The organism is Pedococcus sp. P2_E2 (assembly GCF_056403955.1).
The window spans coordinates 706,984-733,371 of sequence record NZ_JBFUEM010000001.1 but is presented as its reverse complement, the minus strand read 5'-3'; the positions used below and the strand labels follow the sequence as shown (position 1 = coordinate 733,371).

General features: G+C 69.8%; 25 protein-coding genes. 10 read left to right on the top strand and 15 right to left on the bottom strand.

Annotated elements, in window-relative coordinates; all coding sequences use genetic code 11:
• Positions 1-5: 5 nt before the first annotated feature.
• The 5 genes from AC1DWR_RS03460 to AC1DWR_RS03440 all read right to left on the bottom strand — a co-directional run bounded on the left by AC1DWR_RS03460 (position 6) and on the right by AC1DWR_RS03440 (position 2,832).
• Complete coding sequence (locus AC1DWR_RS03460; protein ID WP_477613153.1) at positions 6-725, bottom strand: DUF3159 domain-containing protein; 720 nt, start codon at positions 723-725, stop codon at positions 6-8.
• Positions 715-1,134, bottom strand: coding sequence for an OB-fold nucleic acid binding domain-containing protein (locus AC1DWR_RS03455; protein WP_477613154.1), 420 nt, complete (start codon positions 1,132-1,134; stop codon positions 715-717). Before AC1DWR_RS03455 ends, AC1DWR_RS03460 begins: the two co-directional genes overlap by 11 nt.
• A gap of 8 nt (positions 1,135-1,142) precedes the next feature.
• On the bottom strand, positions 1,143-1,946 hold the full coding sequence (locus AC1DWR_RS03450) for a DUF3710 domain-containing protein (RefSeq protein ID WP_477623657.1): 804 nt from the start codon (positions 1,944-1,946) through the stop codon (positions 1,143-1,145).
• Positions 1,947-1,953: 7 nt separating this feature from the next.
• Complete coding sequence (gene dut / locus AC1DWR_RS03445) at positions 1,954-2,448, bottom strand: dUTP diphosphatase (RefSeq protein ID WP_477613156.1); 495 nt, start codon at positions 2,446-2,448, stop codon at positions 1,954-1,956.
• Positions 2,449-2,532: 84 nt separating this feature from the next.
• The gene (locus AC1DWR_RS03440; protein WP_056920802.1) at positions 2,533-2,832 is read right to left on the bottom strand and encodes a DUF4193 domain-containing protein; all 300 of its coding nucleotides are present in this window, start codon (positions 2,830-2,832) and stop codon (positions 2,533-2,535) included.
• A 346-nt stretch (positions 2,833-3,178) separates the two neighbouring features.
• Here AC1DWR_RS03440 and AC1DWR_RS03435 point away from each other — a divergent pair, with 346 nt between their 5' ends.
• Positions 3,179-3,364 (top strand): hypothetical protein, encoded by a 186-nt coding sequence (locus AC1DWR_RS03435; protein WP_477613157.1) that lies wholly within the window; start codon positions 3,179-3,181, stop codon positions 3,362-3,364.
• A 33-nt stretch (positions 3,365-3,397) separates the two neighbouring features.
• On the opposite strand, the gene AC1DWR_RS03430 is transcribed toward AC1DWR_RS03435, so the two are convergent.
• Genes AC1DWR_RS03430 through AC1DWR_RS03420 form a run of 3 tightly spaced genes read right to left on the bottom strand, consistent with a single transcriptional unit; the run spans position 3,398 to position 6,037 of the window.
• A complete protein-coding gene (locus AC1DWR_RS03430) occupies positions 3,398-4,267 on the bottom strand; it encodes an inositol monophosphatase family protein (RefSeq protein ID WP_477623656.1) in 870 nt (289 codons plus the stop codon).
• Positions 4,268-4,269: 2 nt separating this feature from the next.
• Complete coding sequence (locus AC1DWR_RS03425; protein WP_477623817.1) at positions 4,270-5,397, bottom strand: ferrochelatase; 1,128 nt, start codon at positions 5,395-5,397, stop codon at positions 4,270-4,272.
• Between the two features lie 4 nt (positions 5,398-5,401).
• Complete coding sequence (locus AC1DWR_RS03420; RefSeq protein WP_477613159.1) at positions 5,402-6,037, bottom strand: trimeric intracellular cation channel family protein; 636 nt, start codon at positions 6,035-6,037, stop codon at positions 5,402-5,404.
• Positions 6,038-6,164: 127 nt separating this feature from the next.
• Between AC1DWR_RS03420 and sepH the strand changes: the two genes are divergently transcribed.
• On the top strand, positions 6,165-7,406 hold the full coding sequence (gene sepH, locus AC1DWR_RS03415; RefSeq protein ID WP_477623655.1) for a septation protein SepH: 1,242 nt from the start codon (positions 6,165-6,167) through the stop codon (positions 7,404-7,406).
• Between the two features lie 42 nt (positions 7,407-7,448).
• Here sepH and AC1DWR_RS03410 read toward each other — a convergent pair whose 3' ends face one another.
• From AC1DWR_RS03410 to AC1DWR_RS03385, 6 genes are read right to left on the bottom strand one after another with little or no spacing between them, the layout of a single operon-like run.
• Positions 7,449-8,123 carry a thymidine kinase gene (locus AC1DWR_RS03410; RefSeq protein ID WP_477613161.1) on the bottom strand — a complete coding sequence of 225 codons (675 nt, stop codon included), beginning with the start codon at positions 8,121-8,123 and terminating at the stop codon, positions 7,449-7,451.
• 11 nt (positions 8,124-8,134) lie between these two features.
• Positions 8,135-9,283, bottom strand: coding sequence for an alkaline phosphatase family protein (locus tag AC1DWR_RS03405; RefSeq protein ID WP_477623654.1), 1,149 nt, complete (start codon positions 9,281-9,283; stop codon positions 8,135-8,137).
• A gap of 46 nt (positions 9,284-9,329) precedes the next feature.
• Positions 9,330-9,995 carry a DUF5998 family protein gene (locus AC1DWR_RS03400; RefSeq protein WP_477623653.1) on the bottom strand — a complete coding sequence of 222 codons (666 nt, stop codon included), beginning with the start codon at positions 9,993-9,995 and terminating at the stop codon, positions 9,330-9,332.
• Between the two features lie 60 nt (positions 9,996-10,055).
• Positions 10,056-12,722: a bifunctional acetate--CoA ligase family protein/GNAT family N-acetyltransferase gene (locus tag AC1DWR_RS03395; RefSeq protein WP_477623652.1), complete on the bottom strand. Its 2,667-nt coding sequence runs from the start codon at positions 12,720-12,722 to the stop codon at positions 10,056-10,058.
• A gap of 55 nt (positions 12,723-12,777) precedes the next feature.
• Positions 12,778-14,226 carry a sialidase family protein gene (locus tag AC1DWR_RS03390; protein ID WP_477623651.1) on the bottom strand — a complete coding sequence of 483 codons (1,449 nt, stop codon included), beginning with the start codon at positions 14,224-14,226 and terminating at the stop codon, positions 12,778-12,780.
• On the bottom strand, positions 14,223-14,762 hold the full coding sequence (locus AC1DWR_RS03385) for an RNA polymerase sigma factor (protein WP_477623650.1): 540 nt from the start codon (positions 14,760-14,762) through the stop codon (positions 14,223-14,225). The genes AC1DWR_RS03390 and AC1DWR_RS03385 overlap by 4 nt, the downstream gene beginning before the upstream one ends.
• 127 nt (positions 14,763-14,889) lie before the next feature.
• Between AC1DWR_RS03385 and AC1DWR_RS03380 the strand changes: the two genes are divergently transcribed.
• The 8 genes from AC1DWR_RS03380 to AC1DWR_RS03345 all read left to right on the top strand — a co-directional run bounded on the left by AC1DWR_RS03380 (position 14,890) and on the right by AC1DWR_RS03345 (position 23,944).
• On the top strand, positions 14,890-15,528 hold the full coding sequence (locus AC1DWR_RS03380; RefSeq protein ID WP_477613167.1) for a nitroreductase family protein: 639 nt from the start codon (positions 14,890-14,892) through the stop codon (positions 15,526-15,528).
• A 66-nt stretch (positions 15,529-15,594) separates the two neighbouring features.
• Positions 15,595-18,042: a DNA gyrase/topoisomerase IV subunit A gene (locus AC1DWR_RS03375; RefSeq protein ID WP_477613432.1), complete on the top strand. Its 2,448-nt coding sequence runs from the start codon at positions 15,595-15,597 to the stop codon at positions 18,040-18,042.
• Entirely contained in the window at positions 18,039-19,028 is a 990-nt protein-coding gene (locus tag AC1DWR_RS03370; RefSeq protein ID WP_477623649.1) for a sucrase ferredoxin, read from the top strand. Before AC1DWR_RS03375 ends, AC1DWR_RS03370 begins: the two co-directional genes overlap by 4 nt.
• A gap of 178 nt (positions 19,029-19,206) precedes the next feature.
• Complete coding sequence (locus AC1DWR_RS03365; protein WP_477613169.1) at positions 19,207-20,490, top strand: ABC transporter substrate-binding protein; 1,284 nt, start codon at positions 19,207-19,209, stop codon at positions 20,488-20,490.
• A 153-nt stretch (positions 20,491-20,643) separates the two neighbouring features.
• On the top strand, positions 20,644-21,696 hold the full coding sequence (locus tag AC1DWR_RS03360) for a carbohydrate ABC transporter permease (protein WP_477613170.1): 1,053 nt from the start codon (positions 20,644-20,646) through the stop codon (positions 21,694-21,696).
• A 1-nt stretch (position 21,697) separates the two neighbouring features.
• Entirely contained in the window at positions 21,698-22,600 is a 903-nt protein-coding gene (locus tag AC1DWR_RS03355) for a carbohydrate ABC transporter permease (RefSeq protein WP_477613171.1), read from the top strand.
• Between the two features lie 25 nt (positions 22,601-22,625).
• Positions 22,626-22,850: a hypothetical protein gene (locus AC1DWR_RS03350; RefSeq protein ID WP_477613172.1), complete on the top strand. Its 225-nt coding sequence runs from the start codon at positions 22,626-22,628 to the stop codon at positions 22,848-22,850.
• Between the two features lie 20 nt (positions 22,851-22,870).
• Positions 22,871-23,944: a LacI family DNA-binding transcriptional regulator gene (locus AC1DWR_RS03345; protein ID WP_477613173.1), complete on the top strand. Its 1,074-nt coding sequence runs from the start codon at positions 22,871-22,873 to the stop codon at positions 23,942-23,944.
• Between the two features lie 55 nt (positions 23,945-23,999).
• Here the strand turns inward: AC1DWR_RS03345 and AC1DWR_RS03340 are convergent, their stop codons facing one another.
• Positions 24,000-26,174, bottom strand: a complete 2,175-nt coding sequence (locus tag AC1DWR_RS03340) for a DNA gyrase/topoisomerase IV subunit B (protein WP_477613174.1) — start codon at positions 26,172-26,174, stop codon at positions 24,000-24,002.
• Positions 26,175-26,388: the final 214 nt, after the last annotated feature.

The following is a 26,388-nucleotide window of genomic DNA, read 5'->3' as shown; positions in this document are numbered from 1 at the left end:
CCGGCTCAGGCTCGCAGCTCTGACTCGTCCGACGCGACGGGCTCCTGCGTCTCGGAGTCGTCCATCGTCCCGTCGTCGAGCTCTGGCGGCGTGTGTCCCTTGACCAGCAACAGGCCCATCACGCCGACGCCTGCCAGCCACAGGGGCCACCCGAGGACGACCTTCGCGACGCCCAGGAGGGCCACCTGCTCCGCCAGGTAGAGCGGCACCATGATGAGCAACCGCAGGACGAACAGGCCGACCAGGACCAGGGTCAGCCGCTGACAGACCCGGACCAGCCCGCGGTCGCGGTGCCAGCCGACCGGGTCGTCGGCCATCCGCGGGTCACCGGCGCCGACCATGAAGCCGACCAGCGGCCACCGGACCGCGACGGACACGGTCGCCACCGCGAGCATCACGGCATTCCAGATGATGCCGGGCAGGAAGGCATCCTGGGCGCGACCGCTGCGCAGGGCGAAGAAGGCCGCGATGGCCGTGGGGAACACGGCCGAGAGGACGTACTGGAGGCTCTGCCGCTGCACGATCCGCACCACGGCAAGGACCACGGTCACCACCACCGAGGCGACGATGGCCGTCGTCAGGTCCTGGCGCCACACCCACAGGACGACGAAGGCCACAGTGGGCAGGGCCGTCTCCACGGAGCCGCGCCAACCACCCAGGGCGGTCGACAGGCGATGGCGGATGAGCTCCTCGACGGTGGCGCCGGAGCTCAGTTCAGTGGGCACGCAGCGGGACGATCTCGTAGGAGGGGTTGAAGATCGTGGGGATGCCGCGGCTGTAGGTCACCCGTCCGTGGGCGCGCAGGTAGGTGCCCGGCTGGATGCCTCCGATGGTCCGCCGCCCCAGCCAGATGAGGTTGATGGTGCGGCTGCCGTCGTAGAGGTCGATCACCAGCGCAGGGACGTTGACGCGGGGGCGCAGGGTCACCGCACGTACCGTGCCCGACACGGTCGCCTCCTGGCGGTCCAACAGGTCGGACATGGGGGTGCAGCCCATCCGGGCGGCATCCTCCTTGAGCTCGTCGGCCTCGATCTGGGTGACCGACTTGGTGAGCCGCTCCCCGAGCCGGGACAACGCCGACTTGCGGCCGTGCGCAGGATGCTGCGCGACGGTGCTGGGCTGTTTGGTGGCCATGATGTGTCCTACCTGACCTCGGTGATCTCGGGACCCCGTTCGAAGGGCTTGAGGTCGTCGACGTGTCCGGATGCCCGCTGCGCGTCGGCACTGTCGACGTCGGCCGGCGAACCACCGGCCTGGGCACCGTCGACCTCAGGCACCTCGATCTGCTCAGGAAGCTTGAGCAACAGCATCTCGCGGGGCGCCATCGCGGCGTCGCCACGGACGACGACGGTGCTCCGCACGACCTCCAGCAGGGGCGCCGCCGCCTCGTCCTCGATGGCGGCACGGCCGGAGAAGACCGCCCGCAGGAACCATCGGGGTCCATCCACCCCGGCGAAACGGGCTGGGGCGAAGACGGTGCGCCCGTCAGGCCCGGCAGAGGGCATTCTGGTGCGCAGCTCCGTGCCGAACGGACCGCGGGCCTCGTCTGCGGTGCCGCCCTGGGCCAGGATCGACTCGGCGATCTCGGCGCGGATGTCGTCCCAGATGCCCAACGTCTTGGGCGCGGCGAAGGCCTGGATCTGGACCGCGGAGTCACCGATGACGGCAGTGGCGCCGACCACCTGGTTGGCCGCCTCGTCGACCTCCAGACGCAGTTCCATGCCCGGGACCCCCTGGATGCGCAGGGCACCGAGGTCCAGCCGTCCGTCGCCGTCGACGTCGACCTCCGTGGAGTCGAACGGCCCCTGGGCCCCGGGCCGCTCGACCGTGTCGACGGAGTCGTCAACGGTCGCGTCGACCGGTTCCTCCACCGTCTCGTCGACGGGCTGGTCAAGGTCCTCCACGTCAGCCGCGTCGGTGTTCTTGCCTCGTCGGAAAATGCCCACTGGTGTGTCAGTCCTTCGTTGTCTGGGTGTGGTCGCCGAAGCCGCCACTGGCACCGTGTCCAGTGTCGCCCCGTGAGGTGGCTTCGAGCGAATCAACCTCGAGGAACTCCACCCGCGCGACCTGCTGGACCACCAGCTGGGCGATGCGGTCGCCACGACGGACCGTGAAGGCGTCACGCGGGTCGAGGTTGATCAGGTTGACGAGAATCTCGCCCCGGTAGCCCGCATCGACCGTGCCCGGGGCGTTCACGATGCTGATCCCGTGCTTGGCCGCCAGGCCGGAGCGGGGGTGGACGAGGCCGACCCAGCCGTCCGGGATCGCCAGTGCCACCCCGGTGGGGACCAGGCTGCGCTCCCCCGGCTCGAGGGTGAGGTCGGCGGCGGCGCACAGGTCCGCTCCTGCATCGCCGGGGTGGGCGTAGGACGGAAGTGGCAGCCCGGCGTCGAGGCGGCGCACGCCGACCGGGACCGTCGACGGGGGAACGAGAGAAGGGCCAGTCACGTGGACTGACCCTATCTCGGCACCGATCGTCCCCGTGTCACGGATCGTGTCACCCGGGGGGCGGCTCACGGTGTCACCGCTCACCTACGCGGCGCACTCCCGGCACACCATCTGGCCGCCGGACTCGGAAGCGAGCTGGCTGCGGTGGTGCACGAGGAAGCACCGTGAGCAGGTGAACTCGTCGTACTGGCGCGGAATGACCCGCACCGAGAGCTCTTCACCGGACAGGTCCGCACCAGGCAGCTCGAAGCCCTCGGCCTGCTCGGTCTCGTCGACGTCCACGCTGGACGCGCTCTTGTCGACGCGGCGGGACTTCAACTCCTCGATCGAGTCCTCGGACAGCTCGTCGTCGGTCTTGCGCGGCGCGTCGTAGTCAGTCGCCATGGTCGCTGTCGCTCTCCCTGTTGTGTCGGTGATCTGTGTCTCCCCGTGCATCGGAAAGACGAGTCGCCGGTGTTAACGATGGTGCCTGCGGTTTTGTGCCCACCGCAGGCGGGGATTGTGCCCTATCCGGGGCGCCACGTCACCATCGGGTCCAGATTCGGCCCTCCAGTGCCTCTCGCGACCCCTGCGGGACGTGCCAAGCCGCGGCCAAGCGCAGGTCTGGGTTCACCCAAGATTCACCTAGATCGGGCAGCCCCAACTCCCACGAATGCCGGGTGTACCCGTAGAGTCCTCACCTCCGGCCCGGCCGACCCGACTCGTGAAATGACGAAGAGAGGGGTGCACGATGACCGAGTTCCACACCGAGATCACCCAGCGCGCCGCCCGCGCAGCACAGTCCCTGCGCACAGCCCAGGAGTCCGGCGACGACTACCTCGCCACCGTCCGTGAAGCCGAGCTCGAGAGCCTGGCCCGCCTCGCGGACGAGCACGGCCTGCGCATCCCCGAGCTCACCAACTACAGCGCAGCCTGACCAGCTGTCAGGCCCTCCAGGGCACTCCGGGGGCTAGCCGCCGGTGACCTCGGAGCCGGCCAGCTCGGTCGCGCGCAGCACCACCTCGTGCAGCTCGGTATGCAGCGTGGCCGCCGCGGCGACCACCATCGCCTCGCTGGGTGGTTCGGAGCCGAGGCCCGAGAACACGCCTCCGGCCTCGGTGAGCACCAGCCACGCCGCGGCCATGTCCCACGGGTTGAGCCCCCGCTCGTAGTAGCCGTCCAGGCCCCCCGCGGCGACCGAGCAGATGTCGAGCGCGGCACTTCCGATCCGGCGGATGTCGCGGATCTGCGGCAGGACCTCGAGCAGCACGCGGGCCTGCCAGTCGCGACGCAACGGGTCGTAGCCGAAACCCGTGCCGACGAGGGCGTGACCGAGCTGGGGCGGGTTACCGATCTCCAGTCGGGTCCCCGTCGAGTCGCCCACCCGAAGCCACGACCCCGCGCCGACCCGGGCGTGGAACAGCTCACCGGTCACCGGGTTGACGACAGCCCCGGCCACCGGTCGCCACGCCCCCGGCGTGGTCGGGTCACCGACGACGGCGGCCACGGACACGGCATACGAAGGGATGCCGTAGAGGTAGTTGACCGTGCCGTCGATGGGGTCGACCACCCAGGTGATCTCCGAGCGGCCATCGGTGCCGCCCTCCTCCTCGCCGAGGAAACCGTCCTGGGGCCGGGCGTCGTGCAGCCGGGAGCGCAACAGGTCCTGAGCCCGCTGGTCCATGATCGTGACGACGTCGGTGGCTGTGCTCTTGGTCTTGGCGACGCTGAGGTTGGCGGGACGTTCGTCGACGACGAGTCGCCCCGCCTCCAGGCACACCTCGACGGCAAGGCGCTCGAGGGCCTCGAGGATCGCGGCGTCCGGTGCGTGGAGGCCCATGGTCAGTCCCGCCCGCACAGGGCCGGCCTGGGGTCGCGCAGGTTGGGGCAGCACCCCGGGGCACAGGTGGACGGCATCGCCTCGCGACCGGGCCACACGGGTGTCGCCGGCTCCTCGCCGCGCGCCTGGGCGGCTCTCTCCAGGACGAGGTCGACCAGTCCTGACACGAACTCCGCATCGACACCCACCGTGGGCACACGCACGAGGCGCAGCCCGAGCCGCTGCGCCGTGGCGGCAGCCTCGGTGTCGAGGTCGTAGACGACCTCCATGTGGTCGGAGACGAAGCCGATGGGCGCCACCACCACCACGGTGGCCCCGTCCTGTGCCAGCTCCTCGAGGCGGTCGTTGACGTCCGGCTCGAGCCAGGGCTGCGTCGGGGGGCCTGATCGGGAGCAGAAGACGAGCTCCCCGGTGAGGTCGGTGTCGAGGGTCGCGTTGACCTCGTCGGCGATGGCGGCCCCGAGGGCGAGGTGCTGTCGGCTGTAGGCGTTGCCCTCGGAGTCACCTGGTCCGGAGGTGTCGTCCATCGCAGTTGGGATCGAGTGGGTGACGAACAGCAACCGGATCCCGGCAGCCGGCGTTCCGTCGCGCAGGACAGCGCGCACTGCCTCGGTGACCAGCCGGGTGTTCGCGCGGGCGAAGCCCGGGTGGTTGGAGTAGGGGCGGACCTTGTCCAGCTCGATCGTCATGCCTAGGTCGGCCACCGTCTGCTGCGCGGCAGCCAGGTCCTCGCGGTACTGCCGGCAGGACGAGTAGGACGAGTAGGCACTGGTGACGACGGTGACCAGGCGCCGCAGGCCCTGGTCGTGCGCCTGCGCCAGCGCCTGCGCCGTGAAAGGGGTGAAGTTGCGGTTGCCCCAGACGATCGGGGTGTCGATCTCGCGCCGGTCCAGCTCGGCGCGCAACGCGGCCAGCAGCGCGCGGTTCTGGTCGTTGATGGGGCTGCGGCCGCCGAAGCCGTAGTAGTGCTCCCCGACCTCCTCGAGCCGCTCGTCGGGGATGTTCTTGCCTGCTGTCACCGTTCGCAGGAACGGCAGCACGTCCTCGGGCTTCTCTGGTCCACCGAAGGACAGCAGGAGGATGCCGTCGTAGGGCTCGAGGGGTCCTTGGTCAGTGGTCACGTCAGGCAGCCGTTCATGTGTGGTCTCCAGTGCGAAGGGGCTTGGGGGCGTGGACGTCGAGGACGACCGCCACCATCCGCATACCGAAGACGAGGGCGACACACCCCCAGATGACGAACGGGTTGATGGCGTCGAAGTGGTGGGCCGTGACGATGAGGACCGAGCCGAGCAGGGCCGGCAGCGCGTACATCTCGCGACGCAGCACCTCCGGCACCTGGCCGGCCAGCACGTCGCGGACGATGCCCCCGCCCACCGCGGTGATGCCTCCGACGAAGACGGAGGTGAGCGGGTCCATTCCCGCACCCAGCGCCTTGAGCGAGCCGCCGATGGCGAACACCGCCAGTCCGGCTGCGTCGAGCACCCGGACGAAGCGCGAGATCCGCTCCACGCCCGGGTGGTAGAGGAACGTCACGAGCCCGGCGACCAGCGCGGACGTGAGGAGTCGCCAGTCAGAGATGCCCACCGGCGGCAGCGCGCCGATGAGGATGTCGCGCATGACGCCGCCCCCGAGGGCTGCGGCACCGGCCAGGACGAGCACGCCGAAGAGGTCGAGGCGCTTCTTCACCGCCACCAGGCCGCCGGACAGCGCGAAGGCGAACACCCCGACGAGGTCGAGTGCCAGTTGGAGGTGTGCGTCGAAGGTCAGCATCGCGAGGTCAAAACTACCGTTGCGGCGTGGGCGCTTTCGCCTCGACCTCGGGGATGGCAGAGTCAGCAGCACGGTGCCCGATCCACGAGCGAGGGCGATACGGGAGACCACGCCGATACTGGAGACGATGGCAATGCGGGATTTGCGGCTGATCGGAGTGCAGGATGACGGCCAGCACCTGTTGCTGTCCGACTCCGAGGGGGAACACTTCCGTGTCCAGCTCGACGAACCACTGCGCGCAGCTGCTCGTCGCGACCGGCCTCGGCTGGGTCAGCTGCAGATCGAGATCGACGGAGGCATGCGTCCCCGCGAGGTCCAGGCACTGATCCGAGGTGGCCTGTCGGCCGAGGAGGTCGCGGGACGGTCCGGCTGGCCGGTCGAGAAGGTGCGCCGCTACGAGGGCCCGATCCTGGCCGAACGTGAGTACGTCGCCGGCTTGGCCCGCGCCGTGCGACTGCGCGGGCGCAGCGCGAGCGGTGCCAGTGCACCGACCCTGTCCGCCCGGGTGAGCCAGCGGCTGTCCGGACGAGGGGTCGACCCCGGCGCGGCGGAGTGGGACGCGGCTCGCAGCACCGAAGGCGACTGGACCGTCATCCTCACCTTTCCCGCCGGTGGCCGCGAGCGGCAGGCCCGCTGGTCCTTCGACGTGCCGGCGCGTACCGTCGCGGCCGTTGACGACGAGGCCCGTTGGCTCAGCGAGGAGGACGCCTCCGGGACCACCTCCCCGCTCCCGGCTCCCCACCTCGTGTCCGCACCGGTCCGCACGACGACCGTCTACGACGTCGAGGCCGAAGGCGGCGTCGGGTCGGCCCGCCACCCGGCCCCCCGCGGTGGGTCGTCCTCCTCCACCGACGAACCGCTGGACCTGATGTCGGCCATGCGTGAGCGTGCCTCGCACCGTGGCCGGCCCCGTCGACGGAAGAACCCCCCGACCCACACCCCCGTCGACGATGCACCCCGCCACGACGCCCTCCCCCTCGAGGACCTCGCCTACGACCCGGAGTCGATGCCGCCGCCGCCGGGAGCCAAGGGTCCGCACCCCCTCGACGACCCGGACAGCGCGATCGGCGACGACGTGCTGCCGGCTGTCGTCCCGTCGGAGGCGGACAGGGGGCCCGAGCTGGGCGAGGGGCCCGAAGCGAACGCGCGCGGCGACCTGGACGTCGACGCCGAGCCCGAGGTCGAGGCACCGCGTGAGCGCGCCGAGGCACACCAGGACCAGGACCAGGACCAGGACCAGGACGAAGCGCGGGAGGACCGGGCACCCCGCAAGGCAGCCGCCGGGGCTGTCGGGGCCTCCAAGAGGCCCGCTCGCCGCAGCGTCCCCAGCTGGGACGACGTCATGTTCGGGGCCAAGCCGCGCGACTGAGGGCGTGGTCCAGAACAGCGTTCAGCCCTGCGGGAGCGGCACTCAGCCCTGCGGGACCGGGCAGACGTCGAGGTCGAACGGCAGGACGTCGGGTGAGGCCGCAGCCGCACGGGCGGCGGCCGAGTTCATCCGGCGCATGAAGTGGCGGCGGCAGAGCACCTCGTACTCGACGAGGGTCTCGCTGCCGGGCTTGGTGTCGCCGACGACGACCTGCTCGCCCTCGACCACCATCACGCCGTCCACCACGCGGGCGTTGTGGGTGGCACGACGGCCGCACCAGCACAGGGCCTGCACCTGGAGCACCTGGACCTGGTCGGCGAGCTCGATCATCCTGCGCGACCCCGGGAACAGCTGGGTGCGGAAGTCGGCCGTGATGCCGAAGGCGAACACGTCGATGCCCATCTCGTCGACGAGCTTCGCGAGCTGCTCGACCTGCGCAGGGGTGTAGAACTGCACCTCGTCGCAGATGAGGTAGTCGACGCGCAGCCCGCTCGTGGCCTGCTCGACCACCGCATCCCAGAAGTCGAGGTCGTCACTGACCTCGTGGGCGGCCGTGGACAGCCCGAGCCGCGAGGACAGCACGTCCGTCCCGGCGCGGTCGAGCTTGGTGTAGATCAGGCCGGACCTGCCGCGGGCCTGGTGGTTGTGGTCCATCTGGAGGGCAAGGGTCGACTTGCCGCAGTCCATGGTCCCGGAGAAGAAGACGAGCTCAGCCACGAGAGGACACCTTAGGCGTTGTCGCGCGCTGCGACATGGAACAACGGCACGGCGGACTCCTCGGGCGTCAGCGAGCCGTGCAGCCCGAGCAGCGCCAGGAGCTGTGGCCTGGCGCGACGCGAGTCGACGATGGCGAAGTTGTCCCGCATCGCCACGACCAGGTCGCCGATGCGTGGCCGGTTCACGTCGCTGACCGGCCCGAACCAGCCCTCTCGGGTTGCCTCCTCCCGCGTCCGGATCCAGGCGCGCTCCCCCACCCGGGCCGCCCAGGTCTGGGCGACGTCAGCGGCCGCCCCGTCCTCGCAGTAGAGCTGGAGGGCGCGTGGCTCGCCACCCACGTGCCGGATGCCGGCGGCCAGCTCGTCGTCGTGCGCCAGGTCGATCCGGAGGGCGTGGGGGGCGTCCACCATCCCGTGGTCGGCGGTGATGTACACGGCCGTGTCGCTGGGCACCGATCGCACCAGCCGACCGAGCTCGGCGTCGATGGCCTCCAGCTCGTCACCCCATTCCCAGGACTGGCAGCCGAACACGTGGCCGACCTTGTCGAGCTCGCCCCAGTAGAGGTACACCAGCCCACGGGCGCTGGAGCGCACGGCTTCGAGCGAGGCGTCCACGCGGTCCGCGAGCGTGTCAGCCGCTCGAAACCTCCCGCCGCGCAACGCCGCTCGCGTCAGGCCCGAACCGTCGAAGAAGCCCGGCCCGACCCGGGTCACCGACACCCCGGCCGCCTCGGCGACCTCGAACACGGTCTCCTGCGGCTGCCACGTGAGCGGGTCGGGACCGTCCTCCCAGGAGAGCTCGTTGACCAGCCGGTCCTCACCGGGCACCAGGACTTCGTACCCGAGCAGCCCGTGCGACCCCGGGGGCAGGCCGGTGCCGAACGTCCCCATCGACGTCGCCGTCGTGGCCGGGAAGCCGGCCGTGATGCGGTATGCCGCGGGCAGCAGCGAGCGCAGGAAGGGAGCGTGTCCGCCGCGTCGCCTGATCAGCTCGTAGCCGAGGCCGTCGACGAGGACGACGATGGCGCGACGCGCCTCCGGCAGCGCGAGGTGGGCCTGGTCGGCATACCTGCGGACACCGAGGCTCGCGGCAACGGCGGGCAGCACACCGGCCAGCCCGGACTCGTCGTAGTGGGGTGGGAGCAGTCCCGCGTGTGGCATCGGCTAGGGCATCGCCTTGGGCCGGACCTCGGGAGGGAGGGGCACGTCAGCTGCCGATGCTCGCCGACAGCTCCCGGGCGAAGCTGAGGGCCTGCTGCAGGGCCGGCTCGCCCTCGGCGTCGGCGCTGATCCGCAGCGAGATGTCGTCGGAGGCGACGCTGCCCTCATAGCCGTGGTCGGCCTCGCAGTCCGGGTCGGCGCAGGTGGCCGGCATCAGGTCGATACGGCTCACGGCGCCCCAACCCAGCGTGAGCGTGATCTCACGGCCCAGGGATCCGGGCTGGTACTCCTGGGGGCGGGCCACCACGTGGGTGATCATCACCCCGCGCACGGCCGACAACGGGACGCTCTCGGTGGTGGCCGTGGCGACGTCCTCGTGGCCCGGGCGTTCGTCAGTGTGGTCGTCCGCGTGCGCGATCACCAGCCTCGACGTGGTGAGGGCGAGCACGGTGATGTGGCGACGGACCACGTCGTGGTCGAACGTCGTCTCCTGGTGGACCAGGTGGGACACCACCTCCTCGCCACCCAGGGCCGCGTGGACGACGTCCGCCACCAGGGCCGGGTAGTAGCCGGCCCGCTCGATCGCCCGCGTGAGGTCGACGGGTAGCGGTGCCGGCGGTACGGAAGCGCCGTTGGAGGCGGCGCCGTGTGCAGCGGCACCCGGTGAGGCGGCGCTCTGTGAGCCGGCATTCTGGGGTGAGGTGGAGCCCATGGGTGCCATCTTGCCCTAGGGAGGCGCACCGCGCTCCGGCCAGGTCGCGAGTCAGCCTGTCTAGGTGAGGGTGCGACGCCCCGGGTCCTTGCGGCGCGGGGTCGGTGCCAAGGTGACCTCGGCGCCGAGCACGTCGACGCCCCCGACCTGCGCATTGACGGGGTTCAGGACGAGGCTGGACACCTCGGGCAGGTTGTCAGCGAGCACCGACACGCGAGCGATGAGGTCGGCCAGGGCGGCGCGGTGCACGGGGGCGGCACCGCGGTGGCCGTGCAGCATCGGTGAGGCCTTGACCGACGAGATCAGGTCGGACACGTCCACGTCGGTCAGCGGCGGGATGCGATGACCGATGTCCCCGAGCAGCTCGGTCGGCGGACCGGCAATGCTGAACGAGACGACCGGACCGAACAACGGGTCCTCGTCGGTTCGAACCACGCACGACACGCCAGGCGTGGCCATCCGTTGCACGACGAAGGAGTTGGCCGACATCGGGGCCAGCCGCTCGTTGAGCCCGTCGAAGGCCTCGCGCAGCTGCGCCTCGGTGCGAAGGTCGACCCGGATACCGCTCAGTCCCGGCGAGTGGCGCATGAGCGGTGCGACCGACTTGATGACGACCGGATAGCCGATCACCCCCGCCGCGGCGACGGCGTCGTCGACCGTGCGGGCGGGCACGCTGCCCCACACCTCGATCCCGTAGGCGGCCAGGAGCTCGGTGACCTCCTGGAGGGTGAGCCGTCGGCCTTCGGGCGACTCTTCGAGGATGCGTTCGACGAGGAGCTCTGCGGCCTCGCGGTCGATACCCGCCGGATGGACCGCTACGCCGCGGTCGCGTGCCCGCCACTCGGCATACCTCGTGGCGGCGGCGAGGGCGCGGACGGCGTCCTCGGGCATCGCGTAGGCGGGCACGACTGTGGGCCGCCCGTCAATGGCGTTGCCGGACAGTCTCTCGAGAACACCGCGCATGCCGAGGAACGTTGCCAGACAGGGCTTTTCGTTCTTCATTGATGCGTCGCGAACCGCCGTGGCAACGTCCTCGTCGGGAGTCACCAGCGGTGGGATGAAGCAGGTGAGGACGCTGTCGACCTCCGGGTCGGCGAACGCATCGGCGAGAGCCTCTGCGAACTGCTCGCCACGGGCCTCGCTCGGCAACGACACCGGGCCGTGGGCGACGTCGAGCCCCCAGCTGATGCAGGCCTCTGCGGTCAGCGCCCCGAGGGCATCGGAGTTGCCGACGATGGCCACCCGGTTGCCTCGCGGCAGCGGTTGGTGGGCGACGAGCTGGGCCACGTCGAACATCTGGTGGACGTTCTCCACCCGGATCACCCCCGCTTGGCGCAGCATCGCGTCGAAGGCCTCGGGGCGGACCCTCGTCGAGCCGGCCCGATGCCCGGGCGGGACGCCGTAGGACGAGACGCCGGACTTCACCACGATGACCGGCTTGGTCGAGGCCAGCCGCCGGGCGATGCGGGAGAACTTGCGCGGGTTGCCCATCGACTCGAGGTACAGGCCGACCACGTCCGTGCTCTGGTCGTCGATCCAGTACTGCATGAAGTCGTTGCCCGAGACGTCGACCCGGTTGCCGGCGGAGGCGAACACCGAGATGCCGAGCCCTCGGCGGGCGGCGGAGGCGAGGACCGCGATCCCGAGGGCACCGCTCTGGGCGAACAGTCCCAACCGACCGGATGGCGGCAGCTCGGGAGCCAGCGAGGCGTTGAGCCGGACCGCCGGGTCGTTGTTGATCACGCCGAACGAGTTGGGTCCCAGCACCCGCATGCCCGACTCCCGGGCAGCGGCCAGGAGCTGGGACTGCAGCTCCTCCCCCTGCGGGCCGGACTCGGCGAACCCGGCACTGACGACCAGCAGGGTCTTGACCCCCGCCTCGGCGCAGTCGGCGACGACGTCGAGCACCTCCCCGGCAGGCACGGCGACGATCGCGAGGTCGACCTCGTCCGGGATGTCGGACACCCGCGCGTGGGCGGGGAGCCCGAGGACCTCCATCGCCTCGCGGTTGACGGCGTGGACGACGCCGTTGAAGCCGGCCGACATCAGGTTGGTGAGGATGTGGTGACCGATCGAGTCGGACCGGCGGCTGGCCCCGACCACGGCGATGGAGTCGGGGAACAGCGCCGAACGCATGCTCACCGACTCGGCCCGGTGCTCGCGCGAGAGCCGGACGGCCTCGGAGCGTTCGGTGGGCTGGATCTTGAAGGTCAGGGAGACGACACCGTCCGCGAAGTGGCGGCTGACCTCGTAGCCGGCATCCGAGAACACCGAGATCATCTTGCGGTTCTGCGGCAGCACCTCGGCGGTGAACTCCTCAACCCCTGCCTCCCAGGCGATGACTGCGAGGTGCTCGAGCAGCACCGAGCCGATCCCCTTGCCCTGGTAGAGGTCGGAGATGTTGAAGGCCACCTCGGCGCTGGTCGGGGTGATCCGGTCGTAGCGGCCGATGCCGATGATCTCGCCACGGACGGTGGCCACCAGGGCCACGCGGTCGTGGTAGTCGACGTTGGTGAACCGGGTGACGTCGCGGTCACTGAGCTGGCGCAGCGGCGCGAAGAAGCGCATGTAGATCGACTCGTCGGACTGGCCGGCGTGGAACCGGTGGACGGCGTCGACGTCGCTCGGGGTGATCGGCCGCAGGTGGGCCACGGACCCGTCCCGCAGGACGACGTCGGCCTCCCACTCTGCCGGATAGCCGGCTGGAAGCGCCGAGGCCTCGCTCATGGCGAAAGCATGTCATGCCGTGGATGGGCCATGACGGGGCGGACCGAACTCGCGGTTACCTGCGCAGGGAGACGGTCTCGAAGGTCGCGCCCGAGTCGTCGCTCTGCCAGTACGCCAGCCCGCCCGTGATGGCGTAGACCAGGCCACCACCTGCCGCTCCGGCCCAGGTGGGGGACCCCACTGTGCCGAGCCTGACAGGAGTCCAGGTCACGCCGCCGTCTCCGCTGGTCAGCAGGGAGGTGGGCTCGTCCGCCACTCCGGCGCTGGAGGGCAGTCCCTGGCGAACAGCCACGAGGTGCCTGGCATCTGTCGCGGTCAGCCAGATGCCCGCCATGGACGGTCGCCCCAGACCGGGGGCCGGGCGGGTGCTCCAGGTGGCACCGTGGTCGCCCGAGACAGCAAGGGCATACTCCTCCGCCGGCTTCGTGGCCGAAGGGCAGATGCCGAGGAGAGTGCCCGGGGTGTTGGCCGTTGCGAAGACCCACAGTCCTTGGGCGTCGGCACACCCCTTCGGCAACGGCAGCACTCCGAGGTTCCCGGTGAGACGCATCGCCCGACCGGTCACCGTCGGGGTGGTCGTGGTGACGTTGTAGTAGGCGTCGGACCCGTCCATCGCGATCCAGGCGTTCTCCCCGGCCACCGGCATCCCGGAGAACTGCACCGGCACCGTGCCGGTCGTCCCGATGGACCCGGTGCGCGGCTGGAGGCCCACGCAGCCACGCGGGCCGGTGACGGCGCCGTGCTGACAGGATCGGGCGGTGACCATCCAGACCTGCGTGCCGTCCGTCTCCAGCGAGAGGACAGTGCGGCCGCGGACGTCGACGTCGGTCCAGCTGCGGCCACCGTCAGCGGTGCGCAGGGTCTTGCTGCCGTAGACGTAGCCCACCCTGTCGTTGGCGAACCGGATCCCGACCAGCTGGTTGGCGCGATCGGGGGTGGTCCGCGCACCGGGTGTCGTGAGGGTCTCGAAGGAGGCCCGCGTCGTCCACGTGGCCCCGTCGTCGTCGGAAGCGATGACGGCGGTGCACTCACCCTTGGGACAGGTCGCCGATCCCAGGGCGTAGAGGTGCTTGCCGCCGGCATTGGACATCGACACGATGCCGAACGACTTCGGGGCAGGCTGGGAGGTCGGGCCGACCGGCGTGCTGGGGGCGCCGGACGACCCCTGCGACGGCGGCGGCACCACGACAGACGGCCGCACGGTCTCGGAGACGGTGACGGTCGACACGGGCGAGGTGCTGCTGGCGGTGTCGGCTGCCTGGTCGGTGCCCGGTCCTCGTCCCGTGCCCCAGACGACACCACCGACCAGGACGACTGCGGCGGCACCCGCGAGGTAGGGCATCAGGTGGCGCCGGCGGGGCTGGGAGGCCTCGACGACGATCGCCTCCCAGCGGTCGGTCCCCGCAGGCAGCTCCCGGATGTCGGCGCGCTCCCGTGCGAAGAAGTCCGCGACGGGGTCGCGCTGCTCCCCGGCGCCGGGCAGGTCGGACAGGTCGGGGCTCATCGAATCTCTCCCAGCATCGTCGCCATCCGCTGGCGCGCGTCGAACAGGTCTCGCTTGATCGTTCCCTCGGACTTGTCGAGCTGCCGGGCCACGGTGGCCACGGGCAGGTCGGCGAAGTAGTGCAGCATCACGGCCACCCGCAGCCGGTCCGGCAGTGCCTCGACGGCATCCCGGACGGTCAGCCTGGTGGCGTGGTCGGCGTCGGTCGTGAAGTCGTCGCGACCAGCCTCGTGACGTTGGTAGGCGACGGCCTCGCGCCCCCGCTTGCGCCAGTGGTCGCGCACCAGGTTGGCAGTGACGGTGTAGAGCCAGGGCCTCGGGTCGTCCACCCGGTCGAACTCACGGAACAGCTTGAGGAAGGCCTCGGTCGCCAGGTCGTGGGCCAGGTCGGTGTCGCCGACCAGCTTGGCGGTCCACCCGGCGAGGCGTGCGTAGTGCACGTCGTAGATCTCACGAACGGACGCTTCCACGTCCACGCGGTCTCGCGCCGGCACTGCCACCCCTCCCGTGAGTGCCACCGCGGCCATGGTCGTCATGCCTCGTGGACGCCGCAGGACGGCCCCGGGTTGGCAGTGCTCGGGCGGTGGGTTCGTCGGCCAGTCTGGCAGCCGCCTGTGGGGGTCCCCCGACCGCCACGGCGGATCCCCACGACAGGATGGGCCCATGGAGTTCGCAGAGGTGATCCGGCGGCGCCGCATGGTCCGGCGGTTCGACCCGGACCGACCGGTCACGCCCACTGCCCTGGAGGCGGTCCTGTATGCCGCGCAGCGGGCTCCCAGCGCCGGTTTCAGCCAGGGCTGGGACTTCGTCGTCCTCGCCGAGGACCAGGACCGGCGCCGGTTCTGGGACGCCACCCGTGACCCGGACCTGCCGCCCGGCGCGCCCCCGGACGGCTGGTTGGCAGGGGTGTCGTCCGCTCCGATCCTCGTGCTGTGCCTCTCCGACCCCGACACCTACCTCGACCGGTATGCCGAGCCCGACAAGGGCTGGACCGACCGGGACCCGACCAGGTGGCCGGTGCCCTACTGGGACGTCGACACGGGCATGGCGGCCATGCTCATGTTGCTCGCCGCCGTCGACCAGGGTCTCGGGGCCCTGTTCTTCGGCATCCCTCCGGCGCGGCACGAAGCGGTCCGGCGGGCCCACGGCATACCGGAGAACCGGCGGCTGGTGGGCGTCGTGGCCCTCGGCCACGAGCTGCGCCGCACCGAGGGCTCCAGCCGGACCCGGCCGCGCCGCGAGGTGGCCGAGGTCGTGCACTGGGGGCACTTCGGCGGCGAGTCGGGGGCAGGCCCCGTCTAGGCGTGGGACAAGATTGGGGGGTTCCCCGCGCCGTGCGGGGACGATCGCAAGGAGATGCACACACGCATGGCCCGCAAGACCCCGCCAGCGCCCGCCGACGAGAGCTTTGTCGAGCGGATCGTCGACATCGACGTCGAGGAGGAGATGCAGGGGGCGTTCCTCGAGTACGCCTACTCGGTCATCTACTCCCGCGCCCTGCCCGATGCACGCGACGGCCTCAAGCCGGTGCAGCGCCGCATCCTCTACTCCATGTCCGAGATGGGGCTGCGCCCCGAGCGCGGCCACGTGAAGTCCTCTCGCGTCGTCGGCGACGTGATGGGCAAGTACCACCCCCACGGCGACACGGCGATCTACGACGCCCTCGTCCGGATGGCCCAGCCGTTCACGATGCGCCTCCCGCTGGTCGACGGGCACGGAAACTTCGGCTCACTCGACGACGGCCCGGCCGCGTCGCGCTACACGGAGGCACGGCTCGCGCCGGCCGCGATGCTGATGTCCACCGGCCTCGACGAGGAGACCGTCGAGTTCATCCCCAACTACGACGACCAGCTGCTCCAGCCCGAGGTGCTCCCCGCCGCGTTCCCCAACCTGCTCGTCAACGGGGCCAGCGGAATCGCCGTCGGCATGGCGACCAACATGGCGCCGCACAACCTCGTCGAGGTCATCGGTGCGGCTCGCCACCTCATCGCGAACCCCACCTGCTCCCTCGACGACCTGATGCGGTTCGTCCCCGGTCCGGACCTGCCGCAGGGTGGCCGCATCATCGGGCTCGACGGCATCCGTGACGCTTACCTCGGCGGGCGCGGCAGCTTCCGCACCCGCGCGACGACCCGGGTCGAGAAGACCTCGCCGCGCCGGATGGGCATCGTCGTCACCGAGCTGCCCTACCTCGTCGGCCCCGAGAAGGTCATCGAGAAGATCAAGGACGCAGTCCAGTCCAAGAAGCTCCAGGGCATCTCGGACGTCAAGGACCTCACCGACCGCAAGCACGGCCTGCGGCTGGTCATCGAGGTCAAGAACGGCTTCAACCCCGACGCGGTCCTCGAGCAGCTCTACAAGCTCACTCCGATGGAGGACTCCTTCTCCATCAACAACGTCGCTCTGGTCAACGGGCAGCCAAAGACGTTGGGGCTCAAGGACTTGCTGCGGGTCTACGTCGACTTCCGCACCGACGTCGTGCGCCGCCGGACCGAGTACCGACTGAACAAGTACAAGGACCGGCTGCACCTCGTCGAGGGGCTGCTCATCGCGATCCTCGACATCGACGAGGTCATCCAGGTGATCCGCACGTCGGACGACGCGGCGGCCGCGCGCGCCCGGCTGATGGACGTCTTCGACCTGTCGGAGGCCCAGGCCAACTACATCCTCGAGCTCCAGCTGCGCCGGCTCACCAAGTTCAGCCGCCTCGAGCTCGACAAGGAGAAGACCGAGCTCGAGCGGCTCATCGAGGAGCTCGAGCTGATCCTCGGCGACGAGAAGCTCCTGCTCAAGACGGTGTCGAACGAGCTCGCGGACGTCGCGAAGACGCACGGGACCCCGCGCCGCACGGTGCTGCTGGAGTCGGCGGGTGTGCCGGCCGCCACCAGCACGCCCCTCGAGGTCGCTGACGACCCCTGTTGGGTGCTGCTGTCGTCCACCGGCCTGTTGGCGCGCACCGGCTCTGCCGACCCCCTGCCCGTCGACGCCTCGCGCAGCAAGCACGACGCGCTCGTCGGTGCGGTCCGCACGACGGCCCGCGGCGAGGTCGGGCTGGTCACCTCCCGTGGCCGGCTCGTGCGACTCTCGGCCCTGGAGCTGCCCACCCTGCCGCCGACCAACGGCGCCCCCAGCCTGTCAGGGGGCGCGCCACTCGCTGCCTACGTCGACCTCCCGGCAGGCGAGGAGCCCCTCGCCCTCGTCTCGGTGTCGCCCGACTCCGCCGGGATCGCCCTCGGCACGGCTCAGGGCGTCGTCAAGCGGGTGACGACGGACTATCCGGCGCGGGCTGACTTCGAGTTGATCTCGCTCAAGGACGGTGACGAGGTCGTCGGCGCAGTCGAGCTGTCCTCCGGGACAGAGGATCTCGTGTTCATCACCTCGGACGCCCAGCTGTTGAGGTTCGGTGCCGCCGTCGTGCGACCCCAGGGGCGTCCGGCTGGAGGCATGGCCGGCATCAAGCTCGCCGCCGGTCAGCGCGTCGCGTTCTTCGGCGCCGTCCCCGAGGGCACCGACGCCATCGTGGTCACGTCGTCGGGTTCGTCCGGGGCGCTGCCCGGCACCGAACCCGGTTCCATCAAGGTGACCCCCTACACCGAGTACCCGGCCAAGGGCCGCGCCACCGGTGGCGTGCGCTGCCACCGCTTCCTCAAGGGTGAGGACACGCTCGTCCTGGCCTGGGCGGGCGCCCTGCCCGCACGGGCCGCAGCAGCCAACGGCGTGGCGCTGGACCTGCCGGACGCGACGGGTCGACGAGACGGCTCCGGCGTCCCTGCGACGACAGCCATCGCCCGCATCGCCGGGCCGCCACTGTCGTGACCTCCAGCCACCCCACCCATGCCACCCCCGCGCCGGACGCCTGCTCGGTCGGCTTCGACCAGGCAGACATCAGCGCCTACGGCACGGCAGCCCGGGCGACCTTCTTCGTCGCACTGGAACAGCCCGGACCCTGGGGTCGGGATGCCGCAACACAGTCACATCTGCCTGCAGGAGTGGGCAGTTCGCTGTCCAAGGCCTGCGCCGACCGGGGTGGTCGACTGTCCCTCATCCGGCGCCCCGGACGGCACGCCGACGACCCGCACGGCGGCGCGCACACGGCATACCTCGCTTGGTCGGGCAGCATGCCCTGGCTGTTGCGCGTGACGGTCACCGACCCCGTCGCGCTGCTCGAGCTGGACCTCGACGCCCTCGCGAGAGGTGACCGTGACGCCGTCCTTGCCACCGCGCCCGGGGCCGAGCCCGCCGAGCCGATCCTGCTGATCTGCACCAACGGACGTCGCGACGTCTGCTGCGCCGTCCGAGGGCGCCCCGTCGCCCTCGAGGCGGCAGACGGCCACCCGGGGCGTGTGTGGGAGGCGTCGCACACCGGTGGCCACCGATTCGCCCCCACGGGCGTCCTGCTCCCCCACGGAGCGACGCTGGCCCGACTCGACGGCGACCTGAGCGGCCAGCTGCTCGAGCTGGCCGCCTCCGACCACCTGCCGGAGGGAGTCCTGGGGCCCCGGCACGACCGGGGACGCAGTGCGTTGACCGCTGCGGAGCAGGCCGCTGAGTCGCACGTCAGGCTCGAGTCCGGCATCACCGACCTCACCGCTCTCACGGTGTCCCGCGCCGCCCCCGCGGACCTCGGAGTGGACGCCCGGCCGGGCGGCGCGCACCCGGGTGCCGACGTGTATGCCGTGCGGCACCGGGACGGGCGCACGTGGCAGGTCGCCCTCGAACGCCGCCCCCACGACGATCTGCCCGAATCGTGCGGAAAGGGCCCTGTCCACGTCGTGGACTGGGTGGGCCGGTTGCTCGGCTGAGGATCGGGACAAGTCCGACGCGTCACACCAAGGTCTCCTGCGAGTTACCCAATCGTTACCGCGACCCGTGCATCTTCGGATTGCGGCGACGGAGCGTAAACGTTTACATGAGACCGGTTCACCTCAGCGCAGAGGCAGTCCGCCTCGGCGCTACGCGAGAAATATGGGAGGCGGGCGTATGGCCCTTCGAATGCTCAAGCGGCGCACCCTCACGGTGATGACCGGAGCTGTAGCCGTGGCGCTCGTCGCCTCGGCCTGCGGCGGCGATGACGGCGGCGGCACCACGGGTGGTTCCTCGGCCGGCGCTGCCACGCGAGGCCCGATCACCTATGTCCAGGGCAAGGACAACAGCAACCTGGTCGCCCCTCAGGCGGAGCGCTGGAATGCCAAGCACCCCACCGAGAAGGTCACGGTCAAAGAGCAGTCCGACCAGGCCGACCAGCAGCACGACGACCTGGTCCAGCACTTCCAGGCCAAGGACCCCAGCTACGACGTCGTCTCCGTCGACGTCGTCTGGACGGCCGAGTTCGCGGCCAAGGGCTGGCTGACCCCGCTCAAGGACTCGTTGGCCCTGCCGACCACCGGCTTCCTCGAGCCCACCATCAAGGCGGCGACCTACAACAAGACGCTGTTCGCCGCTCCGACGTCCTCGGACGGCGCGATGCTGTACTACCGGTCCGACCTGGTGAAGACCCCGCCGAAGACCATCGACGAGATGTGGGGCATGTGCTCCATCGCCAAGCAGAACGGCATGGACTGCTTCGCCGGCCAGTTCGCCAAGTACGAGGGTGGCACCTGTAACGCCACCGAGTGGATGAACGCCTACGGCGCCAAGGTCGTCGACGACGCGGGCAAGCCGACCGTCGACTCCCCCGAGGCGGCCAAGGGTCTGAAGGAGCTCGCCGACCACTACAAGAGCGGCGACATCCCCAAGCAGGCGATCACCTACCAGGAGGAGCAGAGCCGAGCAGCGTTCCAGGACGGCAAGCTGCTGTTCCTGCGCAACTGGCCCTACGTCTACAACCTGGCCAGCACGGACGCCTCGTCCAAGGTCAAGGGAAAGTTCGCGGTCGCACCCCTCCCGGGAGTCACCGGCCCCGGCACCTCGACGCTGGGTGGCCACATGGCTGCCATCAGCGCCTACTCGAAGAACAAGGCCACGGCCCTGGACTTCCTGAAGTTCCTCACCAGCCCTGAGGAGCAGAAGACCAACATGGAGAAGGGTTCGCTGGCTCCGGTCATCGAGTCGATCTACACCGACGAGGCACTGGTCAAGAAGTACCCGTACCTGCCGGTGCTGAAGGAGTCCATCTCCAACGCGGTGTCCCGTCCGGTGACGCCGTTCTACCCGCAGGTCACCCAGGCCATCCAGGACAACTTCTTTGCGGCCATCCAGGGCCAGAAGACTCCTGAAGCCGCGGTGAAGGACATGCAGGCCGCCATGGCTGCAGCCGGCGGCTGACCGGTCTGACGCAACATCCCAAGGTGTGGGGGTGACCCCCACGGGTCACCCCCACACCTGCAGGACCCCTGCCTATCGCATCCCCTGGTCGACGCTCGACTCGACCAACCATCTCGACCCACCTGAGACGCACCTCCCGGGCTAGGAGCAGGCATGAGCGCAGCCACATCAACAGCACCCCGATCGACCGGCACGAAGCCGAAGAAGTCGAAGGGGCTGAACGCAGGACAGGGACGCTTGGGGCTGATGCTTGTTGCCCCCACCATGGTCTTCCTGGCCGTCATCATCATCTACCCACTGTTGAAGGCCATCCAGCTGTCCTTCCAGAAGGACGCCGGGCTTGACCCCGCCACCGGACTGTTCGTCGAGGGCGGCAGCGCGGGCCTGTCCAACTACACGCACTGGCTGCTCCAGAAATGTGGCGAGGTCGACTGCCCGCCCGGCACCCTCGGCGCCCAGTTCTACGACGCGCTGTGGGTGACGCTGTTCTTCACCGTCGTCAGTGTCGTCATCGAGATCCTCCTCGGCATGTGGTTCGCCATGATCATGAACCGCGACTTCAAGGGCCGCGGTCTGGTCCGCGCCGCCATCCTCGTCCCGTGGGCCATCCCGACCGCAGTCACCGCCAAGCTGTGGCTCTTCATCTTCGCCTACGACGGCATCGCCAACAGGTTGATCAAGACGGTAGGGATCGCGCCCCAGCTGTGGGTCAGCGACCCCTGGGCCGCCAAGTTCGCGATCGTCATCGCCGATGTCTGGAAGACGACGCCCTTCATGGCGCTGCTCATCCTCGCGGGCCTGCAGCTGGTCCCCGGCGACGTCTACGAGGCCGCCCAGATCGACGGCGCCACCAAGTGGCAGACGTTCACGCGGATCACGCTGCCGCTGGTCAAGGTGCCGCTCATGGTGGCCGTCCTGTTCCGCACCCTTGACGTGCTGCGCATCTACGACCTGCCCGCGATCCTGACCAACGGCGGCGGTGGCACGACCTCTCTGTCGATGCTGGTCATCAAACAGATCCGTGGTGGCTTCCACAGCGCCTCGGCCCTCTCGACCATCGTCTTCCTGCTCATCGCGTTCACCGCCTTCCTCTTCATCAAGTTCGGTGGCGCAGACGTCGTGCAACGGCCACCAAAGAAGAAGAAGGAACCGGCTGCCGCGGTCGGCAACCCGGTCGCCGCCAACGCACCAACCCCGGGAGCCTGAGATGACCACCACGACCGCCGCGCCCCCCACCTCGGGACGTACCGAGGCGCAGGAGATCCACTTCAAGAGCGATCGCGCCGCCAAGATCCGGATGTACATCGGTCTTGCCGCCCTCGTCGTCTGGGGCCTCGCCCCCTTCTACTGGATGGTCGTCACCGCGTTCCGCGATGTCGGCTACACCTTCGACACCACGCCGTGGCCGACCCACGTGACGCTGGACAACTTCGCGACCGCGTTCTCCACGGACCGTGGCAACCACTTCGGCGCCGCGCTCGTGCACTCAGTCATCATCGGGGTCCTGACGACGGCAGTGGCGCTGCTCGTCGGGGTGTTCGCGTCGTACGCACTCGCCCGGCTCGACTTCCCGTTCAAGTACGCGGTGCTCGGGGTGATCCTCGGAGCGTCGATGTTCCCCGGCGTGGCGCTGGTGTCGCCGTTGTTCCAGATGTTCTCCAACTTCGGCTGGCTGACCGGTGCCAACTACCAGGCGCTGATCATCCCCAACATCTCGTTCGCCTTGCCGCTCACCATCTACACGTTGACGGCATTCCTGGCCGAGATGCCTTGGGAGCTCGAGGAATCCGCCCGCATCGACGGCTGCACGCCCGGCCAGGCCTTCCGCAAGATCATGCTTCCCCTCGCGGCGCCGGGCCTGTTCACCACGGCGATCCTGGCCTTCATCTCCAGCTGGAACGAGTTCCTGCTGGCAGCCCAGTTCTCGACCAAGTCGACCCAGACCGTCACGGTTGCCATCGCGAACTTCACTGGTGCACAACCACACCAGGAGCCCTACACGGCGGTCATGGCGGCGGGAACCATCGTCACCGTCCCGCTCATCATCATGGTCCTGATCTTCCAGCGGGCCATCGTGTCCGGCCTGACGGCGGGAGGTGTGAAGGGCTAGGCACGAGGCCGACCCCTCACCACCCATGGGAATCTTCAACCCCGGGAGCGGCACCGGCGGCGCGCGGGCGAGAGCCCAACGGCTGGACATGCTCCTCGGAATCCTCGGGTTCTTCGCGTTCATGGCTGTGATCCAGACTGTCCTGCTCGAGGTGCGCGGGGAGCCGGCGGCAGCATCCGCCGCGCTCCTCGCGGTCCTCCTGGCGGCTCTCTGGTTCGTCTGGCGGCTGAGGCGCAACACCGGCGTCTAGACCTCGACTGGAGGTGCGAGATGACCACCATCGGCGACGTGGCCAAGGCGGCGGGCGTGTCGGTGGCCACTGTGTCCCGCGCCCTCCGCGGCGTCGACAGGGTGAGCCCCCGCACCCGAGACCGGGTGCTGGCGGCGGCGACCGAGCTCCACTACGTCGCGTCGCCCGCCGCGACCAGCCTGGTCTCCGGCCGGACGCGCGGAGTCGGCGTCATCACCCCCTATTTCAACCGGTGGTTCTTCGCGACCGTGGTCAGCGGCATCGAGAAGGCGCTGCGTGAGGAGGGCTTCCACGTCCTGCTCTGCGACCTCGAGGGGCACACCTTCGACACGCGGCTGCCCATCACCCAGAACATGCTCTGGAAACGCGCCGACGGCGCCATCATCCTCAACGTCCCGCCCATGCCGTCTGAACGGTCCCTGCTGGACCGCCTGGGCATGCCGGTGGTGACGGTGGGCAACCAGCAGCCCGGATGGCCTTCGGTGCGGATAGACGACCGTGCCGCGATGGCCCTCGCGACGCGCTACGCGATCGAGCTCGGACACCGCGAGATCGGCTATGCGGGCACCGTCCCCTCCTCGATCACCCATCTGCAGACGCCCTTCGACCGGCGAGAAGCCTTCGCCAAGGTGATGTCCGACCACGGCCTCGTGTGTCCGCCGGAGTGGACTTTGGAATGCGACTGGACCGCCGCGGGGGCCGCGGCGCACGCCGACCAGCTGTTCTCACTCCCGCACGTGCCGACCTGCGTGATCGCCGCGTCCGACGAGATGGCTTTCGGGGTCCTGAGCGCAGCCCGACGCCACGGTCTGGACGTGCCGGGTGACGTGTCCGTCATCGGCATCGACGACCACATCCACGCCGAGATCTTCGACCTCACCACCGTGCGCCAGGACGTCGAGTCCCAGGGGCGGCGAGCGGGACGCCTCATGCTCGACGCGCTGCACGGGCGGGCAGCCGACACGATCATCGACGACGTGCTCGAGGTCGAGCTCGTCGTCCGTGGCTCGACCGCGGCACCGTCACACCAGCCGTCACGCCACCCTTCACACCGGCAGTCACGCAAGTCCGCTGCGCTCCCCCAGCCCGGCTGACTGCGGCAGTGGCCTGACCTCGACTCGGCGACTCGCGTGGCGTCGACCGCCGGGCTCAGGCGTCGATCCGCTCCCGGTCCAGCCCCGCGGCAGAGTCGACGATGAAGTCCTTGCGGGGCGCCACGTCGTTGCCCATGAGCAGCTCGAAGACCCGCTCGGCCGCCTCGGCGTCACGCAGGGTCACCTTGCGCAGGGTGCGGTGCCGCGGGTCCATCGTGGTCTCGGCCAGCTGGTCGGCATCCATCTCGCCGAGTCCCTTGTAACGCTGCAGGGGCTGCTTGATGTTCTTGCCCCGCTTGCCCAGGGACGCCACCGTCGTGCGCATCTCCTTCTCGGAGTAGGTGTAGATCAGCTCGTTCTTCTTGGACCCCATGTTGACCACCTCGATGCGGTGCAACGGGGGTACGGCGGCATACACCCTCCCCGCCTCCACGAGGGGACGCATGTAGCGGAAGAACAGGGTGAGCAGGAGGGTGCGGATGTGGGCGCCGTCGACGTCGGCGTCGGTCATGATGATGACCTTGCCGTAGCGGGCCACGTCGAGGTCGAACGAGCGGCCAGAACCCGCACCGATCACCTGGATGATGGCGGCGCACTCGGCGTTCTTGAGCATGTCCGAGACCGAGGCCTTCTGGACGTTGAGGATCTTGCCGCGGATCGGCAGCAGCGCCTGGTAGTCACTCGAGCGGGCCAGCTTGGCGGTGCCCAGGGCGCTGTCGCCCTCGACGATGAACAGCTCGGACCTCTCGACGTCGGTCGAGCGACAGTCGGCGAGCTTGGCGGGCAGGCTGCTGGTCTCCAGGGCGTTCTTGCGACGTTGGGTCTCCTTGTGCAGCCGCGCACTGATCCGCGACTTCATCTCCGAGACGACCTTCTCGAGCAGCAGCGCCGCCTGGGCCTTCTCACCCCGCTTGGTCGAGGTGATCCGGGCGGTGAGCTCCTGCTCGACGACCTTGGCAACGATGGCGCGCACCGCGTTGGTGCCGAGCACCTCCTTGGTCTGGCCCTCGAACTGCGGCTCGGCCAGACGCACCGTCACGACCGCCGTCAGGCCGGCCAGCACGTCGTCCTTCTCCGGCTTGTCGCTGCCGACCTTGAGCCGGCGACTGTTGACCTCGAGCTGCTTGCGGAAGACCTTGAGCAGGGACTGCTCGAAGCCGGCCAGGTGGGTGCCGCCCTTGGGTGTGGAGATGATGTTGACGAAGGAGCTGACCTTGGCGTCGTAGCCGGTGCCCCAGCGCACCGCGATGTCCACCCCGCACTCACGCTCGACCTCCGTGGGCGACATGTGGCCCTTGGAGTCGAGGACCGGCACCGTCTCGGTGAACGTGCCGCTGCCCTGGAGCCGCCACACGTCGGTGACCGCCGCGTCCGGAGCCAGGAACTCCACGAACTCGGAGATGCCGCCGTCGTGCACGAGCGTCTCGACGTGGGTCGCCGACTCCCCGGCTGTCCCGGGGCGTCGACGCTCGTCCCGGATGACCAGCGTCAGCCCGGGGATGAGGAAGGACGTCTGGCGCGCTCGCGCGATCAGCCCGTCGTAGTCGAACTCGGCGTCCTTGAGGAAGATCTGCTCGTCTGCCCAGTAACGGATCCGGCTGCCGGTCACCCCACGCTTGGTCCTGCCGACGACCGCCAGCTCGCTGGTCCGCTCGTAGGGGGTGAACTCGTGGTCGGGCGCCTTGTCGTCGGTCGCGACGTCCGGGAAGTAGCCGGGCTCACCCCGCCGGAAGCTCATGGCGTAGGTGTTGCCGCCGCGGTCGACCTCGACGTCGAGCCGCGCAGAGACCGCGTTGACCACCGACGCGCCGACGCCGTGCAGGCCACCGGAGGCGGTGTAGGAGCCACCGCCGAACTTGCCGCCTGCGTGCAGCTTCGTGAAGACCACCTCGACACCGGTGAGGCCGGTCCGCGGCTCGATGTCGACGGGGATGCCGCGGCCGTTGTCGCGCACCTCCACCGAGCCATCGCGGTAGAGGATCACCTCGATCCGGTCACAGACACCCGCCAGCGCCTCGTCCACCGCGTTGTCGATGATCTCCCAGAGGCAGTGCATGAGTCCGCGGCCGTCAGTCGAGCCGATGTACATGCCAGGACGCTTGCGGACCGCTTCCAGGCCTTCGAGGACCTGAAGGTGGTGCGCGCTGTAGTCCGACGTCGACTTGGTGGTCGCAGCCTTCTTGGCAGTGGTGGCGGTGGCCAACGGTCTGGTGCTCCTGTGGTGGGTCATGGCCCCCCGTGCTCACGGAGGTGGGCCCCACGGTATCTCGGTGACCCACGCCCCCAGCGCAGGCACGCGGCATACCGCCCTCGATGCCCTGCGAAGCCCCAATTCCCATCCACCGGACGCCCGACCTACGAATCACCCATTGCGACATGAGATGACACACATGGAGACCCAATACCCGCAGGGAAGAACCAGGCGTGCTTGACTGTTGACCACG

Coding starts and splice junctions, on each gene's coding strand:
- AC1DWR_RS03455 (WP_477613154.1), bottom strand. CDS start 1,134: ATGGCCACCAAACAGCCCAGCACCGTCGCGCAGCATCCTGCGCACGGC.
- AC1DWR_RS03440 (WP_056920802.1), bottom strand. CDS start 2,832: ATGGCGACTGACTACGACGCGCCGCGCAAGACCGACGACGAGCTGTCC.
- AC1DWR_RS03435 (WP_477613157.1), top strand. CDS start 3,179: ATGACCGAGTTCCACACCGAGATCACCCAGCGCGCCGCCCGCGCAGCA.
- AC1DWR_RS03430 (WP_477623656.1), bottom strand. CDS start 4,267: ATGGGCCTCCACGCACCGGACGCCGCGATCCTCGAGGCCCTCGAGCGC.
- AC1DWR_RS03420 (WP_477613159.1), bottom strand. CDS start 6,037: ATGCTGACCTTCGACGCACACCTCCAACTGGCACTCGACCTCGTCGGG.
- sepH (WP_477623655.1), top strand. CDS start 6,165: ATGGCAATGCGGGATTTGCGGCTGATCGGAGTGCAGGATGACGGCCAG.
- AC1DWR_RS03405 (WP_477623654.1), bottom strand. CDS start 9,283: ATGCCACACGCGGGACTGCTCCCACCCCACTACGACGAGTCCGGGCTG.
- AC1DWR_RS03400 (WP_477623653.1), bottom strand. CDS start 9,995: ATGGGCTCCACCTCACCCCAGAATGCCGGCTCACAGAGCGCCGCCTCA.
- AC1DWR_RS03395 (WP_477623652.1), bottom strand. CDS start 12,722: ATGAGCGAGGCCTCGGCGCTTCCAGCCGGCTATCCGGCAGAGTGGGAG.
- AC1DWR_RS03390 (WP_477623651.1), bottom strand. CDS start 14,226: ATGAGCCCCGACCTGTCCGACCTGCCCGGCGCCGGGGAGCAGCGCGAC.
- AC1DWR_RS03385 (WP_477623650.1), bottom strand. CDS start 14,762: ATGACGACCATGGCCGCGGTGGCACTCACGGGAGGGGTGGCAGTGCCG.
- AC1DWR_RS03380 (WP_477613167.1), top strand. CDS start 14,890: ATGGAGTTCGCAGAGGTGATCCGGCGGCGCCGCATGGTCCGGCGGTTC.
- AC1DWR_RS03375 (WP_477613432.1), top strand. CDS start 15,595: ATGGCCCGCAAGACCCCGCCAGCGCCCGCCGACGAGAGCTTTGTCGAG.
- AC1DWR_RS03365 (WP_477613169.1), top strand. CDS start 19,207: ATGGCCCTTCGAATGCTCAAGCGGCGCACCCTCACGGTGATGACCGGA.
- AC1DWR_RS03360 (WP_477613170.1), top strand. CDS start 20,644: ATGAGCGCAGCCACATCAACAGCACCCCGATCGACCGGCACGAAGCCG.
- AC1DWR_RS03355 (WP_477613171.1), top strand. CDS start 21,698: ATGACCACCACGACCGCCGCGCCCCCCACCTCGGGACGTACCGAGGCG.
- AC1DWR_RS03350 (WP_477613172.1), top strand. CDS start 22,626: ATGGGAATCTTCAACCCCGGGAGCGGCACCGGCGGCGCGCGGGCGAGA.
- AC1DWR_RS03345 (WP_477613173.1), top strand. CDS start 22,871: ATGACCACCATCGGCGACGTGGCCAAGGCGGCGGGCGTGTCGGTGGCC.
- AC1DWR_RS03340 (WP_477613174.1), bottom strand. CDS start 26,174: ATGACCCACCACAGGAGCACCAGACCGTTGGCCACCGCCACCACTGCC.